Here is a 15,936-nt window from a genome sequence, read left to right on the forward strand (position 1 = left end):
GGGGTCTTCGGCCTCGGCGCCATGGGCGCTGTAGTGCCGGGTACGCACGGCGTCGTCGGCCTCCAGGCGCACGCTGCCCTGGGCGTCGCAGCCGAGCAGGGTGACGCGACGCACGCCGGCGGTGATGCGGTTGAGGGCGAACAGCGCGCCGTTTTCGCCGATGCGCTGGAGCAGGTCATCGCCGGTCTGCTCGTGGGTGAGCAGGCCGGCGCTGAAGAAACTGCGGGTGAGGGTGCCGTCGAGCACGCGGTCGGTGAGGTTGCCGCTGGGGTCGTAGCGGTAGTCGCAGGTCTGGCCGTTGTACTGGACCCGGGTGAGGCGGTCCTGGGCGTCCCAGGTGAGGGTGCGGCCGAGGCTGTCGGCGATGACCCGGCCACAAGCGTCGTAGTCGAGGGTAATCGACGCTGGCCAGCTGGAATGGGTATGGGCGATGGTGGTGACCTGGGTGGGGTCTTGGGTATTGTCGTAGGTGAAGGTGGCCTTGTCGGTGCTGCCGTCGGCGAAGGTGCTGTCGACCTGGGTGTAGCCGTCCAGGGCGTTGAAGGTGAAGACCTGTTCGATGATGCGGTTGCCGAAGGGGTCTTGCGGCGCGACGGCGGCGTCGGCGGTGTAGGTGGTCAGGCGGCCAAGGCTGTCGTAGTCGAAGGTTTCCTGGCCTTGGATGGCGCCGTCTTCCCAGGCCCGCGAAACCACTTGGTCCAAGTCGGAATACAGCAAGGTCTGCGTGCAGGTGCGGGTACTGCCGGCCGTGGTGGCGGCGAAGGTGCGGGTGTGCTCGCGGCCGAGGCCGTCGTAGGTGAGGGTTTGGACCAGGCGGTTGCTGGCGTCGGTGGTGGTGACGGTTTCGACACGGGAAAAGGTGTCGAAGGTGAAGGCGGTGGTGACGTCGTCCTGCAGGTGTTTTTCCAGGCGGCCGAAGCGGTCGTATTCGTAGCGGTGGTCGCTGCCGTGGCTATCGACGAGACCCTGGCGCAGGCCATTGAGCGAGTGGCGCCAGGTGGTGGCGTGAGTGTTGCCCTCGACGGTCCAGGTGTCCTCTAGCGGTTTGCCGGAGGGGGTGTAGGTAAGGTCGAGCGTGCCGAGGGGGCCGCTGCTGGTGTCGGGCTGGCCGAGGCGGGGGTGGTAGGTGAAGGTATTGGCGGGTTCGCCAGCAGGGGTGATGCTGAGCACCTGGTTGTCGAGGGCGGCCTCGTAGGTGTAGGCGACGCGCGTGCCGTCGGGCAAGCGGTTGGCACTGGGCGGAAGTTGGCCGGGCAGGTACTCGAAGCCGGTGGTGCGCCCACCGACGACGACGCTGAGTAGGCGGCCCAGGCCGTCTAAGGTTTGTTGGCCAATGGCGGGAGAACGGGCGTTCGGGGCACTATCCATTGATCACCGCCTTGGCGATTTCCACGCCTACTGATTCAGGATGATCGCCGTCGCTATGCGCAGCGTACTGCCAACGAACCACTCGAATCAGCTGTCCGTCCTCCTCTTGGAAATGCTCCAGGCGCGCCGTGATTCGTGAATAGCCGTCATATTCGAATTGCGTGACGCGAGGCGTGCCGTCGCGAGGCAAGGTGCGTTGCTCGACGACACGGTCGAGGCCGTCCCTGGTGTAGTGAGTGGTGCGCACAGCATGTCCCTGATCATCGAACAGCACGCTTTCGAGCGGGCTGCCCGCAGCGTTCAACGTAGTCACCTGCTTGCCGCTCAGCTTACCGGCGGTGCTTTCTTGCCAGCGCTCGACACTGCGCCGGATCGGGTCGTTGATGGTGTGAGTGACAACGCCGGTAGCGTCGGTCTGGCGGCACACGTTGCCCCAGTCATCGTAGGCAGTCGTGGACGTCAGGGTGAACAGGCATTCGCCGTCGGCATTCCAATCCTTGTTGACCTGCTCGATTTCACGCCCCCAGGCGTCATAGCGCGTGGTGGCAATCTCGCGGAACACGCCAGCCTCATTGTCGAGGTCTTCGAGCTGTACCAGCACGGCCCGGCTGCTACCGTCGAGCCAGGTTCGCTTGCGCTGACCTGTGGCGTCCGCCTCCTCGATGCCGGCGCCTACTGCCAGGTCATTGCCGATACGCGGCGCGTACCGCGCGATGAAGTCATCATCCAGATGAAAGCTGCAGGTGCGTTCAGCTTCATAGCAGGTCCCCTCTGCGATCGCCGTGCGGACGATGCGGCCCAGCCGGTCATACGTATAGAGCGTGCGAGCACCCGCCGCGCTGACTTCGCAGTGGGTCAAGCCGGTGAGCAGGGAACGGGCATCTGCGCTTGCCGATGTGGCCAGAGCGCTGTTTTCGAAGCCCTTGATAAGGGTACGGGTCCAGAGCAAAGGCGTTTCGCCTGGAACGCGTGTAATTTCATATTCGTATAGCGTTGAGGTCGCCTTGCCGTTCAGCGTGGTTATCGCTGTTTTCTGTCGGCCGTAGTGTGCTTGATCCTCGTGCTCATAGGTTTGCCGGGTGCTTTCCAACACTTCACCGGTGGTGTGGTTGCCCAATTCCTCCAGGCAAACCACGGCATGGTCAGGGTCGCCGCTTATCAGTGAAGGCAGCGCCTCATACTCGTAGCGTGTGTAGAGGATCGGTGCGTTGCCAAGGCAGCCGGGTGCCGGATAGATGGTTTTTCGTTGCAGATAACGCACCATGCCGGAAGCGTCCAGCGGGCAGCCGGCTAGTTCACCGGAAGCGGGATAGTACTCGCTGATTTCTTCGACCTGAGTGGGCAACAGCGTGCGCAGCGTATTACCGAACTCATCGTATTCATGCACCGTCTCTTCGCTGTATGCGTGGTCGGTTTGGGTGTCTCGGTAGGTGTTCTTTATAGCGTGCGGTAACTGGCATTGAGGCGGCTGGTTCTCCCAACTCTGTGCGTAGTCGACACCGTAGGTGGTTTCGCTGGTAGTTTCACAGTTGCCGGTAAGCGTCACTTCCTTGATGGGCAAGTGATGTCGATCCCAGGTCCGGACGATGGTAGTCAGTTCGGTGACGGCGCCCGACGCTATCGAAGTCGCCAGCAAGGCGTCCGCGTCGATTTGTGGGATTGCCGCGTTGACTCGCTCGTTCGATTGCAGCCATAGGAGCAGGCGCTCATCGCCGCTGAACTGGGTTTCGGTACTGCTGTATTCATAGCGTGTCATCAAGCGGTACAGCGAATCATGACCCGCTTGCCAATCGAATTCCTGTGGGCTGCCCCCGCCTAGATAGTTGCGCGTCCCGGTCCATGCATACCGGTGTAACAAGGCGGCTGCTTGCGGCCCATCACGGTGTAGCCAGCTGACGACGCGCGGCATGAAGACGATGGGTGCCTTGCTCGGCAGGCGGTGGGACGATTCCAGGGTCTTGCTCCAGTTGACGGTGTCCGTCGCACCTAACGGGCTGCTCACCTCGACGGGCAGTCGCAACCACTGGTCGCCGACTGCCTGGTTGTCGTATCGGAAGGTGAAGGGCGTATCGATCTCGGGTAACAACACACCCGCCAATTCGCTGTTGCCCTGGATGAACTGGACGACCGCTTGATCGGTCGAGCCCGGTTCCAGCGTCAAGCGCCTGAGCAGCCGGTCGTATTGCACCAGTGTCCGCTGCTGATCGCGAACCGCCACCAGGTGGAGCACGTTATTTATCCGCAGCCAATCGAAATGCAGGCTGTGGCCCTCCGCACTACGGATCTCGTGTACCGGGTAGGTGTCGCCAGTGGCATTGTGCCGTCGGATGAACTCCATCTCCCCGCTTTTATGCACAATTCTGAAGGTCATCTCGCCATTGGGGTCATCGCTTTCCAGTCGCGTTACCTGCATCGATTGAAGTTTGAAATCGTGGAACGCCAGCTGGCCGCCGGGTTGCAAGTCGGAGTTGGGGAGGTCCACCGAGAATTGCTCCCCAGACGAGAGCCGCAATATCCAGACGTCCTGCTGCCGGGTCAGTTGCGTGTACTGCAGTGACCACCCCAGGCCGAAGCCGCTGTCTTGCTGGGACGCCAGGGCGCTGTACGCCAACGTGAACGACCAGGAAGGCCCTGCCATGTCATTGGCTTGCCCGAGGGGAATGACGATTGCCAGGTTGAATTGGCCCGTGCGCGGATCTGCGCTGGTTTGCACTGCCTGCAGGAAGTTGTTGCCCTGGGTGTGGATGTTGCCTGCGTTCAGGGTCGAGGATGGCGCAGGGGAGTTACTGACAGTGGAGGCTGGCATAGGGATAGTCTTCGTCATTGGGTAAAAACCATGCTGGGTAGTGCTTATGCCACCCAGCGGCTTGACCACAGGGTTATTCGACGACGGAATAACTCACAACGATGTTCGTCCGCCTGTCGAGGTCGCTGCCTTCACTGGAGAACCGAAACAGCACGTAGTGGTCATTACCGTGGCGATCGACAAGCCTGACCTTGCAGGGGCCGCCATGGTCCAGCCCCTCCCGGTTGAAAGGAATGTTGTCCGCGCCTTGTAGCACCAGTATCAGCGCATCACTGTCCGGTGACTTGGCCGTTGAATTCGGTTTGAAATCAGGGCCTGTCCGGATCGCCTCGTTGTAATGAACCGTTTTTTCGACACCGGGCAATGCCATGCCTACATAAGTTGCGTAGGTCTCAGAACTTTCGTTTCGATGCCAGCGGATCATCCCTGTCACATCTAGCACGGAAGGCGATGAAAACCCCAGCATCTTCAGGCGTAACGCGTACTCATGAAGAAACATGTTGTTGATATCGCCTTCATCAATTGCCTTTAGCCATTGGTAGTCGCTTTCTGAAAAGGTGGGGGGGTGTACCGTGGTCAGCGTCACATACGTCTCAAAACCTGCAGCAGCGTCGGTGTAGTAAGTTGTGTTGGCGTCTTTCTTGATTTGCGCGCGCAGTTTGACATTGCTGCCGCCTGCGTGGTGGGTCGAGACATAAAGTAATTTGCTGGCCACGGAAGTATTGCCCGTGGAAGAAGATGTGGCATTCCCGGCTCCAGGCATGAGGTCATAACGCGTATCGCGCTCAAGTGACTGCCACCAGCCCAGTGTCCCTGTACCGGAATAAGGAAGTTGCTCATAGGTGCCATCGGCGAGCTCAACCACCAGCAGCAGGCTGGAAAGCTGATCTGTGGTGAGTGGCGGTTGGCCGGGCTGTACTTCGGCGGTCAGCCTGAGTTCGGCTTGCTGGCGGGTATTGCCATACAAATTGGCGCTGGCGGAGGACAGTTCGACCTTGAATGTTGCGAGCCAGAGGCCTGGGTCATTGTTACTTGCGTGCATGTTAATACCTCTCATGAGAGCGCAGGGTAAAGGAGCCGCTCGAGACCTGACAGGGTTGCTAGGTATGACGCATGGAGTTCATTTCATCTGTCGAAGTGATGCAAATGGTATGGGAGTTTCCATTTTCGTCCTGGAACCAGTACCTGATCGATAGGTTTTTATTGCATTCGCCCTCCGTCCATTTTTTGGAAACTTTTATGCGGGCTTGGCAAAAGGCGTTGTCGGGGATTCTAATGCTTTGTGTGATGTCACTTTTTATAGCCGCTATAGACGATTTCCCCGTCACTTCGAATGTATGAATCCAGTTGGTTTTTGTACTTCCAATATAATCCCAGCCAAACGGGCGGGTCGGGCCTCCGTAATAAGCTATGCGGTGTCCGCTAGTGCCATGGAATTTTAGATCGTACCGGTCAATGTCGATGACAGCGGGCGCTTTAGTATCGTTGGTGTCGATTCTGTTATAGGTATAAAAGCTAGGTTCGTCGTAATGGTAATTCTGGGCTTTGGCTTCCACGATGGCGGAGGTGTTTGATCTGCCGGCGACGGTTTTTCCATCGCCGGCGGTAAGTGAAACATCGTAGGTATGATAGGTTTTTGAACCAAGGACTAATTTGGCAGCGACCCGATGGTTTTGCGTGCTGGATGTTTTGATGAAAAATGTTACTTCTTGACGCATTGTTTTGGATGCCGGTAACCCTTCGCTCGCCGGTTGGTTCTGGTAATAAATAAAGCGTTTGTCTACAGCGCTTTGTGTGCGGCTCGCTGTACAGTTGCTAGGCAGTTTTTCGCCTGTATAGTAGTTCACCAGTGTGAGGTTGTTTAATACGCTCTCCGGAATAGTGGTGACTTGCCCCCTGCTGTCAACCGCTTCCAGTAGGATCTGGACATAGGTCTGCTGATAACCATTGTTATAAAGCAGGCACCTGGCCGCGTCCTGCGCCAGTCCTCGCCCAGCCACTCTGAAATAAGTGATATTGCTGATGTCTTGCGTCTCTGCTGCCGGTAGGGGGGCTACGCGAAGTTGCATACGGTTTTCGGGGGTTTCGAAATCTACCGCCAACTGGTGCAGGGTGCCGTGCCGGTCATATGCCTCGATCACCAACGGTTGATGCGGGCCATTACCCGCTAGTGTACGAGGCACGTCAGGCTCGCCTTGGACGAGCACTACCACCTGGCCATCGTTAGGCGTAATCACCTGTTTGAGCAACCGCTCGCTCAAGGTGGCATTGGACTGAATCGATGGATCGAGCGCAACGCTTGTTGAGTGGGGAAACGCGACGCTCACGACGGTCGCCCGATTGTACGAAGGTTGATGATCGTCCCAGCGGATCAGGTGGCTGGCGTGTGGGCGTTGCGAGGGAAAGCCTGCAGACGAAAATTCAATGTTCTTTGGACGCAAGGCATATTCGAAAGCGAAGCGGTCATCTCGCACCATCGTTTTGTCGAACAAGCGCTCGCCGACTCTGACTTTTTGCTGCCAGTGATAATCTTCAGGGAAACTGTAGGTGGGGGATGGTTCAGCAAGAAGCGCGGGCTCAAGGTCACTGTGCGTGCGCACGACCGTGTCTGGCGTTCGCATGAGGGTGCCGCGCAAGGTTATTGACGCGCCAGCGGCCGCGCTGCTGTGCACATAGAGCCTCTTCAGGCGGGCACGGCCTGTTTCGCCGGGCACTTCCACGGGCACAGCCATATTGACGATCGAGGGGTAGTAGTCGTAGCGGTCGTCGTGCGCGGTTTGATAAAACCATTGCGTGTCCTCAACGGTTTCATTCAGGTCGACCCATGCGCCATGTGCGGTCTGATAGGCCAGGCCGATGGAGTCATATTGCGCATCGGTAAGCGTTTGGCCCTCGGCGGGTACTACCAGTAAGGTCACCTCTATCTGTTGGCGGCCGTTGTTATAGACACGGTCGCTACGAGAGGTCAGGAAAATACTGAACTCGTCGAGCCAGGGCGATGCCCCTGAGGGCGCGAGGTCGAGGTCGCTGTTGGACATGTCCGTCTCTCCGTGGGTGATGGCACGGAAAGCGTATAGCGATCGATCAGGCGGTCGATACTGACAAAAATACTAGTTTTATCGGCACCCTGTCGCTGTCGTGGGGCGCGGCTTTTCAGCAAACGCTTGAAAAAGAAATAGAAACGCCCGGTGAATACCGGGCGTTGTATTGACGCGATGAAATGGCGTTACTTCACTTCGACTGCCAGGCTCTGGGCGATCTTGCTCTGCCACAGCGCAGGCCCGGTGATGTGCACCGACTCACCCTTGCTGTCGACCGCGACGGTGACCGGCATGTCCTTGACCTCGAACTCGTAGATCGCTTCCATGCCCAGCTCGGCGAAGGCCAGGACCTTCGACTTGCGGATCGCCTGGGCCACCAGGTAGGCGGCGCCACCGACGGCCATCAGGTACACGGCCTTGTTGTCCTTGATCGCCTCGATGGCGGTCGGGCCGCGCTCGGACTTGCCGATCATGCCCAGCAGGCCGGTCTGCTCGAGGATCTGGCGGGTGAACTTGTCCATGCGCGTGGCGGTGGTCGGGCCGGCAGGGCCTACCACTTCGTCACCGACCGGGTCGACCGGGCCGACGTAGTAGATGAAGCGGCCTTTCAGGTCGACCGGCAGCTCCTCGCCACGGTTGAGCATCTCGACCATGCGCTTGTGCGCAGCGTCGCGGCCGGTGAGCATCTTGCCGTTGAGCAGGATGGTCTCGCCCGGTTGCCAGCTGGCGACTTCTTCCGGCGTGATCGCGTCGAGGTTGACGCGTCGCGCGCTCGGGCCGGCTTCCCAGACGATCTCCGGGTAGGCGTCCAGCGATGGCGCTTCCAGTTCGGCCGGGCCGGAACCGTCGAGCACGAAGTGCGCGTGGCGGGTGGCGGCGCAGTTGGGGATCATGCACACCGGCAGCGAGGCGGCGTGGGTCGGGTAGTCCATGATCTTGACGTCGAGCACGGTGGTCAGGCCACCCAGGCCCTGGGCGCCGATGCCCAGCTGGTTGACCTTCTCGAACAGCTCCAGGCGGATTTCCTCGATGCGGTTCTGCGGGCCACGGGCCTTCAGTTCATGGATGTCGATCGACTCCATGAGCACTTCCTTGGCCATGACCGCGGCCTTCTCGGCGGTGCCGCCGATGCCAATGCCGAGCATGCCCGGCGGGCACCAGCCAGCGCCCATGGTCGGGACGGTCTTGAGCACCCAGTCGACGATCGAGTCGGACGGGTTGAGCATGGCCATCTTCGACTTGTTCTCCGAGCCGCCGCCCTTGGCCGCGACGTCGACCTCGACCTTGTCGCCGGGGACGATGGAGTAGTGGATCACCGCCGGGGTGTTGTCCTTGGTGTTCTTGCGAGCACCGGCCGGGTCGGCCAGGATCGAGGCGCGCAGGACGTTTTCCGGCAGGTTGTAGGCGCGGCGCACGCCCTCGTTGATCATGTCGTCCAGGCTCAGGGTCGCGCCGTCCCAGCGCACGTCCATGCCCACGCGCACGAACACGGTGACGATACCGGTGTCCTGGCAGATCGGGCGGTGGCCAGTGGCGCACATGCGCGAGTTGATCAGGATCTGGGCGATGGAGTCGCGCGCGGCGGGCGACTCTTCACGCAGGTAGGCCTCGTGCATCGCCTGGATGAAATCGACGGGGTGGTAGTACGAGATGAATTGCAGGGCGTCGGCGACGCTCTGAATCAGGTCGTCTTGCTTGATCACGGTCATGCAGCGCGCTCCTCTTAAAGACGGGAACATTCGTAAGGGCCTTCCGACGGTGCCGACCAGCGTGCCGGAACGCTTTGCAAGGCGCGTCGGCAGGTCAGGCCGGCGCGAAAAAGGCGCGGCAGTATAGCGCGCATCCCGGCGCGACACACCTGCGCGTGGTCTGGACCAAGGTCGCCTGCCGACGGGCACCCTTTTTGCTGACGTCGTGGCGTTGCCGTAGAGTGGCAATGTGATACTTGGAGATGACATGCGCATGCCCGAACTTTGCGTCGGCGACCGTTGCTGGCCGGTGCCCAGCGGCAGCAACCTGCTAGACGCCCTCAACGGCGCCGGCATCCCCGTGCCCTACAGCTGTCGTGCCGGCAGTTGCCACGCCTGCCTGGTGCGCTGCCTCGACGGGCAGCCCGACGACGCGTTGCCCGAGGCCCTGGTGGCGGAAAAGCGCGAGCAGGGCTGGCGCCTGGCCTGCCAGTGCCGGGTGATCGGCGACGTGCGCGTGGCGGTGTTCGACCCCTTGAGCGACGGCCTGCCCGCGCGGGTCTGTGGCGTGGAGTGGTTGGGCGCGGTATTGCGTCTGCGCCTGCAACCCGAGCGGCCACTGCGTTATCAGGCCGGCCAGCACCTGCTGCTGTGGCTGGGTGAGGTTGCCCGACCCTATTCCTTGGCGAGCCTGCCGGGCGAAGACCCTTACCTTGAGTTTCACCTGGACTGTCGGCAGCCGGGGGCGTTCTGCGACCAGGCTCGGCACTTGCGGGTGGGTGACGAAATCCGCCTGGGCGAGCTGCGGGGTGGGGCGCTGCACTATGACCCGGACTGGCAGGCGCGGCCGCTTTGGCTACTGGCGGCGGGAACCGGGTTGGCGCCGCTGTGGGGCATCCTGCGCGAGGCGCTGCGCCAGGGGCACCAGGGGCCGATCAAGGTGCTGCATGTGGCGCACGAGCACTATCTGGCCGAGGCGTTGCGGATGTTGGCCGGGGAGCAGGTAAGTGTCGAGCTGGTCGACAGCGAGGGTTTCGAGGAGGCGCTGGCGGGGTTGCGGCTGTCGTCGCGCCAGACGGTGGCGCTGGTGTGCGGCGCGCCGGGGCGGGTGGAGCGGATCGCGCGGCGGCTGTTCATTGCCGGGGTGCCGAGGAACCAGGTGCTTGCCGATGTGTTCAGCGAGCATGCCTGAGGGGGAGCGTTTTCGCGGGCCTCATCGCGGGGCAAGCCCACAGAGACCCCGCTGGTTTCGAAACCAGCGGGGTCTCTGTGGGAGCGGGCTTGCCCCGCAATGGGGCCGCAATGCGGCCCGTGCCAGCTATCAGCCGACCAGCGGGTCACCCACGTGCAGGATCTTCATGCCGTTGGTGCCACCGATGGTGTGGTAGCTGTCGCCCTTGGTCAGGATCACCCAGTCGCCTTGTTCCACCAGGCCACGCTTGAGCAGTTCGTCGACGGCCGCCTGGCTGACCTTGTCGGCCGGCAGCGAGGCCGGGTCGAAGTCGATCGGGTAGACGTTGCGGAACAGCGAGGCGCGCGCCTGGGTGGCGCGGTGCGGCGACAGCGCGAAGATCGGCACGTGCGAGCGCAGGCGCGACATGATCAACGGGGTGTAGCCGCTTTCGGTGAGGGCGATGATCGCTTTCACACCCGGGAAGTGGTTGGCGGTGTACATCGCCGCCAGGGCGATGCTCTCGTCGCAACGCTCGAAGGTGGTGTGCAGGCGGTGGCTGGACTTCTGGTTGGTCGGGTGCTTTTCGGCACCCTGGCAGATGCGCGCCATGGCCTGCACCGCTTCGATCGGGTAGGCACCGGCGGCGCTCTCGGCCGACAGCATCACCGCGTCGGTGTTGTCGAGCACGGCGTTGGCCACGTCGGAGACTTCGGCGCGGGTCGGCATCGGGTTCTGGATCATCGACTCCATCATCTGGGTCGCGACGATCACCGCCTTGTTGTTGCGGCGGGCGTGCTGGATGATCTTCTTCTGGATGGCGATCAGCTCGGCGTCGCCGATTTCCACGCCCAGGTCGCCACGGGCAACCATGACGGCGTCGGAGGCGGCGATCAGGCCGTCGAGGGTCTCGTCGTCGGCCACGGCCTCGGCACGCTCGATCTTGGCCACCAGCCAGGCGCTGCCGCCGGCTTCGTCGCGCAGCTTGCGGGCGTATTCCATGTCCTTGGCGTCACGCGGGAACGACACGGCCAGGTAGTCCAGGTCCATTTCCGCGGCCAGCTTGATGTCGGCCTTGTCTTTCTCGGTCAGGGCCGGTGCGGTCAGGCCGCCACCTTTGCGGTTGATGCCCTTGTGGTCGGACAACGGGCCGCCGACGATCACCACGCAGTGCAGGGCATCGGCGGTGGCGGTTTCGACGCGCATGACCACGCGGCCGTCATCGAGCAGCAGCTCGTCGCCGACGCCGCAGTCCTTGACCAGGTCGGGGTAGTCGATGCCGACGATGTCCTGGTTGCCTTCGGTGAGCGGGTGGGCGGTGGAGAAGGTGAACCGGTCACCGACTTTCAGTTCGATGCGCTTGTTGCTGAACTTGGCGATGCGGATCTTCGGACCCTGCAGGTCGCCCAGCAGCGCGACGTGGCGGCCATTCTTGGCGGCGATTTCACGGATCAGGCGGGCGCGGGCCTTGTGCTCGTCCGGGGTGCCGTGGGAGAAGTTCAGACGTGCCACGTCCAGGCCGGCGAGGATCAGCTGTTCGATCACTTCCGGCGAATTGCTGGCGGGCCCGAGGGTGGCGACGATTTTGGTACGGCGGATGGTCATGCACAGACTCCTATAGTGAAGCGCAGCGAAAGGCTACTCCTCAATTGCGCTGTAGTCATTGTTCCGTTGCACTACCTTGCGTGGTGTGGGAAGGGCGGTTGCACCGCTGGCTGCACGCTATAAGCTCCACGCTACAGGTTGAAGTACGCGTGGCTTTTTCTTGCTGCTTGGGGCGTGCGGCTCGAGACTGTAGAAATCCCGTTGCGCGCCGATAAACCGCCCATCAAAGGAGATTTCCCATGCGAGCCCTGATCGTTTTCGCCCTGGCGGCCAGTGTCGTCGGCTGCACCCGCTGGTCCATGGACCATCACCTGAACAACGCCTACCGCGCCTACGACCGCGGCGACTGCCAGCGCGTGATGCTGGAGCTGTCGCAGGTCGACCGCGCCAGTCGCGCGCGGCCGTTCATCCACCCCGAGGTGGCGATGTTGCGCGGCCAGTGCCTGGAGCGCCAGAAGCTCTACGTCGACGCGGCGCAGACTTACCAGTTCCTGATCCAGCGCTACCCGCAGAATGAATACGCCTACCGCGCCAGGGCGCGCCTGCAGACGCTGGAGCAGCTCGGGCATGTGCGTGGCGGCGAGGCGGCCATCGCGAGCCCGGCGGGCGCCACGCCTTGGCGCTAATACGAAGGTGACAATGATTTCACAGGAATTGCCAGGCGAGCTGGGCTAATCTGTTAAATGGATGTAACGATCACCGCCAGTACCTGGTCTTCCTGGCACAAGGTACGGACAGCATGTTTATCGAACGCCATATAGAACGTCATCAGTTGCCCTGTGTGCTCAAGGTGTACAACCGGTTCACCGACCAACAGCTCGGTTACCTGGGCAACGCCTCCGAGGACGGGCTCATGCTGATCAGCCAACTCCCGGTGCTGGTCGGGCCGGATTTCGAGCTGCAATTGCGCGTGCCCCTGTCGGGCGGCGGTCACCAGTTCATCAATCTCACCGCCAGTTGCCTGTGGTGCCGCGAGGACCAGACCCCGGGGCATTACGATTCGGGCTTCATGCTGCTGCAGGCACCACATGAGTACGACGCGTTCGTGCGTTCCCTGCGCGACTTCTTCAGCTTCCGGCCGATGAACGCTTCCGCCTGAGGCGTGCTGGGGTAGACTCACCGTCGACCTTGCTACAGGACGACCCCGTGAGCTCCAGCATCTTCTGGCACGACTACGAAACCACCGGTATCAACCCGCGCTGCGACCGCCCCCTGCAGGTCGCCGGTGTGCGCACCGACCTTGACCTCAACGAGATCGAGGAGCCGGTCAACCTCTATTGCCGACCCTCCGACGACATCCTCCCGCACCCGGCGGCCTGCCTGGTGACCGGCATCACGCCAGAGCAGTTGGCCAGCCGTGGGCTGGGCGAGGCGCAGTTCATGACCCGGGTGCACGAGCAACTGGCCCGTCCGGGCACGTGCGGCGCCGGCTACAACACCCTGCGCTTCGACGACGAAGTCACCCGCTACAGCCTGTACCGCAACTTCTTCGACCCGTACGCCCGTGAATGGCAAGGCGGCAACAGCCGCTGGGACCTGATCGATGTGGTGCGCACCGCCTATGCCCTGCGCCCCGAGGGCATCGTCTGGCCTCAGCAGGACGGTCGCACCAGCCTGCGCCTCGAGCTGCTCAGCCAGGCCAATGGCATCGAGCATGGCCATGCCCATGAGGCGCTTTCCGACGTGCGCGCGACCATCGCCCTGGCGCGCTTGATCCGTGAGCGCCAACCCAAGCTGTACGATTGGCTGTTCCAATTGCGCAGCAAGCACAAGGTGTTGGAGCAGGTGCGCCTGCTGCAACCGTTGGTACATATATCCGGGCGTTTCTCTGCCGAGCGCAACTACCTGGGCGTGGTATTACCGCTGGCCTGGCACCCGCGTAATCGCAATGCCCTGATTGTCTGCGACCTGCACCTGGAAACCCTGCCTTTAATAAGGGAAAGTGCCCAGGCATTGCGCACACGTTTGTACACGCGCCGTGACGAGTTATCTGACGGTGAATTACCGGTGCCATTGAAGTTAGTGCACATCAATCGTTGTCCGGTACTGGCGCCGTTGTCGGTATTGCGCGCGGCGGATCAACAGCGCCTGGGGGTGGATATGGCGTTGTTGCAAGGGCGCATTGAACAGTTGATCTCTCACGCGGACGATTGGCGCGACAAGCTGGAGAGCGTCTACAGCGGTGATGAATTCGCCCCCAGTGAAGATCCGGAACAACAGTTGTACGACGGATTCCTCGGTGATCGTGATCGGCGTTTGTGCGAGCAAGTGCGCAATGCCGACCCTCGGCAATTGGCGCAGGGGCAGTGGATGTTCGATGACCCGCGCATGAGCGAATTGTTGTTCCGCTACCGCGCCCGCAACTTCTTCGACACCTTGAGCGACGAGGAGCGGCAACGCTGGCAATGGTTCGTTCAACAACGCCTGAGTGACCCGCGGTACGGTGCGCCGAATACCCTGGAGGGTTTCGAAGCGGCGGCCCAGAGCAGCGTGGCCACGAGCGACGAGGCCGGGCGGCGGGTGCTGGACGCCTGGCAGGTGCATGTTCGGCAACTGCGTGCGACGTTGCAGTTGTAAACATTTGGAAAACAAAAACGCCGGCGATCAGCCGGCGTTCTTGTTTGTGCAGCGTTGTGGTAGTTGCCGGATCAGTCCAGCAGGGTGGCCCAACCTTCGACCACATCACCGCCCCACTTGGCTTTCCACTCTTTCAGGGTTTTGTGATTGCCACCCTTGGTTTCAATCACTTCACCATTGTGTGGGTTCTTGTATTGCTTGACCTTGCGCGCACGCTTGGTGGCCACTGGCTTGGCGGCACCCCGTGGGGCTTTGCTCAGTTTGGATTCAGGGTCGAGCAGGGCAATCACGTCGCGCAGCGACTTGGAATACTCGCCCATCAGTGCGCGCAGTTTGCCTTCGAATTCCAGCTCTTTCTTCAGCTTGTCATCTTGCGACAGGTTGGCCAGACGGGCTTGAAGTTCCTTGATGGCTTCTTCGGTCGCGCGGTACTCGTTGATCAGGGACATGAGTATTCCTTGTTGAATGTGCAGAGAGACAGTGCGCCTAATAATAGACACGCGATACTCTCAAGTAAACAATTAAAAAAGCCATGAAGTGTTAATTGACGCGTGAAACATAACGCTTCGGTAAAAAAAATTTTACGAATTGCCATCATTGACGACGAGCGATGGCCGCTGATCCGGCAGTCGCGGGCAAGCGCACGCGGGGCCAATGGTTACTGCGTTTTTCCTGGCAGATGGCTAGAATGTGCGCCTTTGCGAAGTTCTGGAGTCTCATTCATGCGCACCTATCGTCTGACGATTGCTTGCCCCGACCGTGTCGGCATCGTGGCAAAAGTCAGTAATTTCCTGGCCCTTTACAACGGCTGGATCAACGAAGCCAGCCACCACTCCGACGAGCACAGCGGCTGGTTCTTCATGCGCCATGAAATCCGCGCCGAATCGCTGCCGTTCGGTATCGAGGCGTTCCGCGAGGCGTTCGCGCCAATCGCCGAAGAATTCTCCATGACCTGGAACATCACCGATTCGGCGCAGAAGAAGCGCGTGGTGCTGATGGCCAGCCGCGAGTCGCACTGCCTGGCCGACCTGCTGCACCGCTGGCACACCGATGAGCTGGACTGCGAGATCCCTTGCGTGATCTCCAACCACAACGACCTGCGCAGCATGGTCGAGTGGCACGGCATTCCGTTCTTCCACGTGCCGGTCGACCCGAAGGACAAGGCCCCGGCCTTCGCCGAAGTGTCGCGCCTGGTCAACGAGCACGGCGCCGATGTCGTGGTGCTGGCGCGCTACATGCAGATCCTGCCGCCGCAGCTGTGCGAGGCGTACGCCGAGCGCGTCATCAACATCCACCACAGCTTCCTGCCGTCGTTCGTCGGTGCCAAGCCCTATCACCAGGCGGCCCTGCGTGGCGTGAAGCTGATCGGCGCGACCTGCCACTATGTCACCGAGGAGCTGGACGCAGGTCCGATCATCGAGCAGGACGTGGTGCGGGTGAACCATGCCGACAGCATCGAGGACATGGTGCGTTTCGGGCGTGACGTGGAGAAGATGGTGCTGGCCCGCGGCTTGCGCTATCACCTGGAAGACCGCGTGCTGGTGCATGGCAACAAGACCGTGGTGTTCGACTGATTGCGTGGTGGCTTCATCGCGGGACAAGCCCGCTCCCACAGGTTCAGCGCTACCCTGAAGAACGGCGCGAAACTTGTAGGGGCGGCGCTACGGCAGTCCGGCTTGC

The 15,936-nt window shown here is 61.5% G+C and carries 11 protein-coding genes and 1 pseudogene; 5 read left to right on the top strand and 7 right to left on the bottom strand.

From position 1 onward, the window contains the following. The 5 genes and pseudogenes from P0Y43_RS10010 to P0Y43_RS10030 all read right to left on the bottom strand — a co-directional run. Positions 1–1,368: pseudogene (locus P0Y43_RS10010) on the bottom strand (hypothetical protein); the annotation flags it as partial. Then, complete coding sequence (locus tag P0Y43_RS10015) at positions 1,361–4,192, bottom strand: hypothetical protein (protein WP_275637134.1); 2,832 nt, start codon at positions 4,190–4,192, stop codon at positions 1,361–1,363. The gene P0Y43_RS10015 and the pseudogene P0Y43_RS10010, both read right to left, overlap by 8 nt. 55 nt (positions 4,193–4,247) lie before the next feature. Further along, the gene (locus tag P0Y43_RS10020; RefSeq protein ID WP_275637135.1) at positions 4,248–5,216 is read right to left on the bottom strand and encodes a hypothetical protein; all 969 of its coding nucleotides are present in this window, start codon (positions 5,214–5,216) and stop codon (positions 4,248–4,250) included. A 58-nt stretch (positions 5,217–5,274) separates the two neighbouring features. After that, a complete protein-coding gene (locus P0Y43_RS10025) occupies positions 5,275–7,212 on the bottom strand; it encodes a hypothetical protein (protein WP_275637136.1) in 1,938 nt (645 codons plus the stop codon). 188 nt (positions 7,213–7,400) lie between these two features. Continuing rightward, positions 7,401–8,924, bottom strand: coding sequence for a fumarate hydratase (locus P0Y43_RS10030; RefSeq protein ID WP_275637137.1), 1,524 nt, complete (start codon positions 8,922–8,924; stop codon positions 7,401–7,403). Between the two features lie 253 nt (positions 8,925–9,177). On the opposite strand from P0Y43_RS10030, the gene P0Y43_RS10035 reads away from it, so the two are divergent. After that, complete coding sequence (locus P0Y43_RS10035) at positions 9,178–10,095, top strand: iron-sulfur-binding ferredoxin reductase (RefSeq protein ID WP_275637320.1); 918 nt, start codon at positions 9,178–9,180, stop codon at positions 10,093–10,095. A gap of 129 nt (positions 10,096–10,224) precedes the next feature. On the opposite strand, the gene pyk is transcribed toward P0Y43_RS10035, so the two are convergent. Further along, complete coding sequence (pyk, locus tag P0Y43_RS10040) at positions 10,225–11,679, bottom strand: pyruvate kinase (RefSeq protein WP_275637138.1); 1,455 nt, start codon at positions 11,677–11,679, stop codon at positions 10,225–10,227. Between the two features lie 239 nt (positions 11,680–11,918). Between pyk and P0Y43_RS10045 the strand changes: the two genes are divergently transcribed. From P0Y43_RS10045 to sbcB, 3 genes are all read left to right on the top strand, one after another. Continuing rightward, on the top strand, positions 11,919–12,305 hold the full coding sequence (locus tag P0Y43_RS10045; RefSeq protein ID WP_275637139.1) for a tetratricopeptide repeat protein: 387 nt from the start codon (positions 11,919–11,921) through the stop codon (positions 12,303–12,305). Positions 12,306–12,418: 113 nt separating this feature from the next. Then, positions 12,419–12,778, top strand: a complete 360-nt coding sequence (locus P0Y43_RS10050) for a PilZ domain-containing protein (protein ID WP_275637140.1) — start codon at positions 12,419–12,421, stop codon at positions 12,776–12,778. Between the two features lie 47 nt (positions 12,779–12,825). After that, positions 12,826–14,256 carry an exodeoxyribonuclease I gene (sbcB, locus tag P0Y43_RS10055; protein ID WP_275637141.1) on the top strand — a complete coding sequence of 477 codons (1,431 nt, stop codon included), beginning with the start codon at positions 12,826–12,828 and terminating at the stop codon, positions 14,254–14,256. Between the two features lie 71 nt (positions 14,257–14,327). Here sbcB and mvaT read toward each other — a convergent pair whose 3' ends face one another. After that, positions 14,328–14,705, bottom strand: a complete 378-nt coding sequence (gene mvaT / locus P0Y43_RS10060; RefSeq protein ID WP_275637142.1) for a histone-like nucleoid-structuring protein MvaT — start codon at positions 14,703–14,705, stop codon at positions 14,328–14,330. A 273-nt stretch (positions 14,706–14,978) separates the two neighbouring features. Here mvaT and purU point away from each other — a divergent pair, with 273 nt between their 5' ends. After that, entirely contained in the window at positions 14,979–15,830 is an 852-nt protein-coding gene (gene purU, locus P0Y43_RS10065; protein WP_275637143.1) for a formyltetrahydrofolate deformylase, read from the top strand. Positions 15,831–15,936: the final 106 nt, after the last annotated feature.

Origin of the sequence: Pseudomonas entomophila, from assembly GCF_029193575.1 — a bacterium.
GTDB classification, from domain to species: domain Bacteria; phylum Pseudomonadota; class Gammaproteobacteria; order Pseudomonadales; family Pseudomonadaceae; genus Aquipseudomonas; species Aquipseudomonas entomophila_G.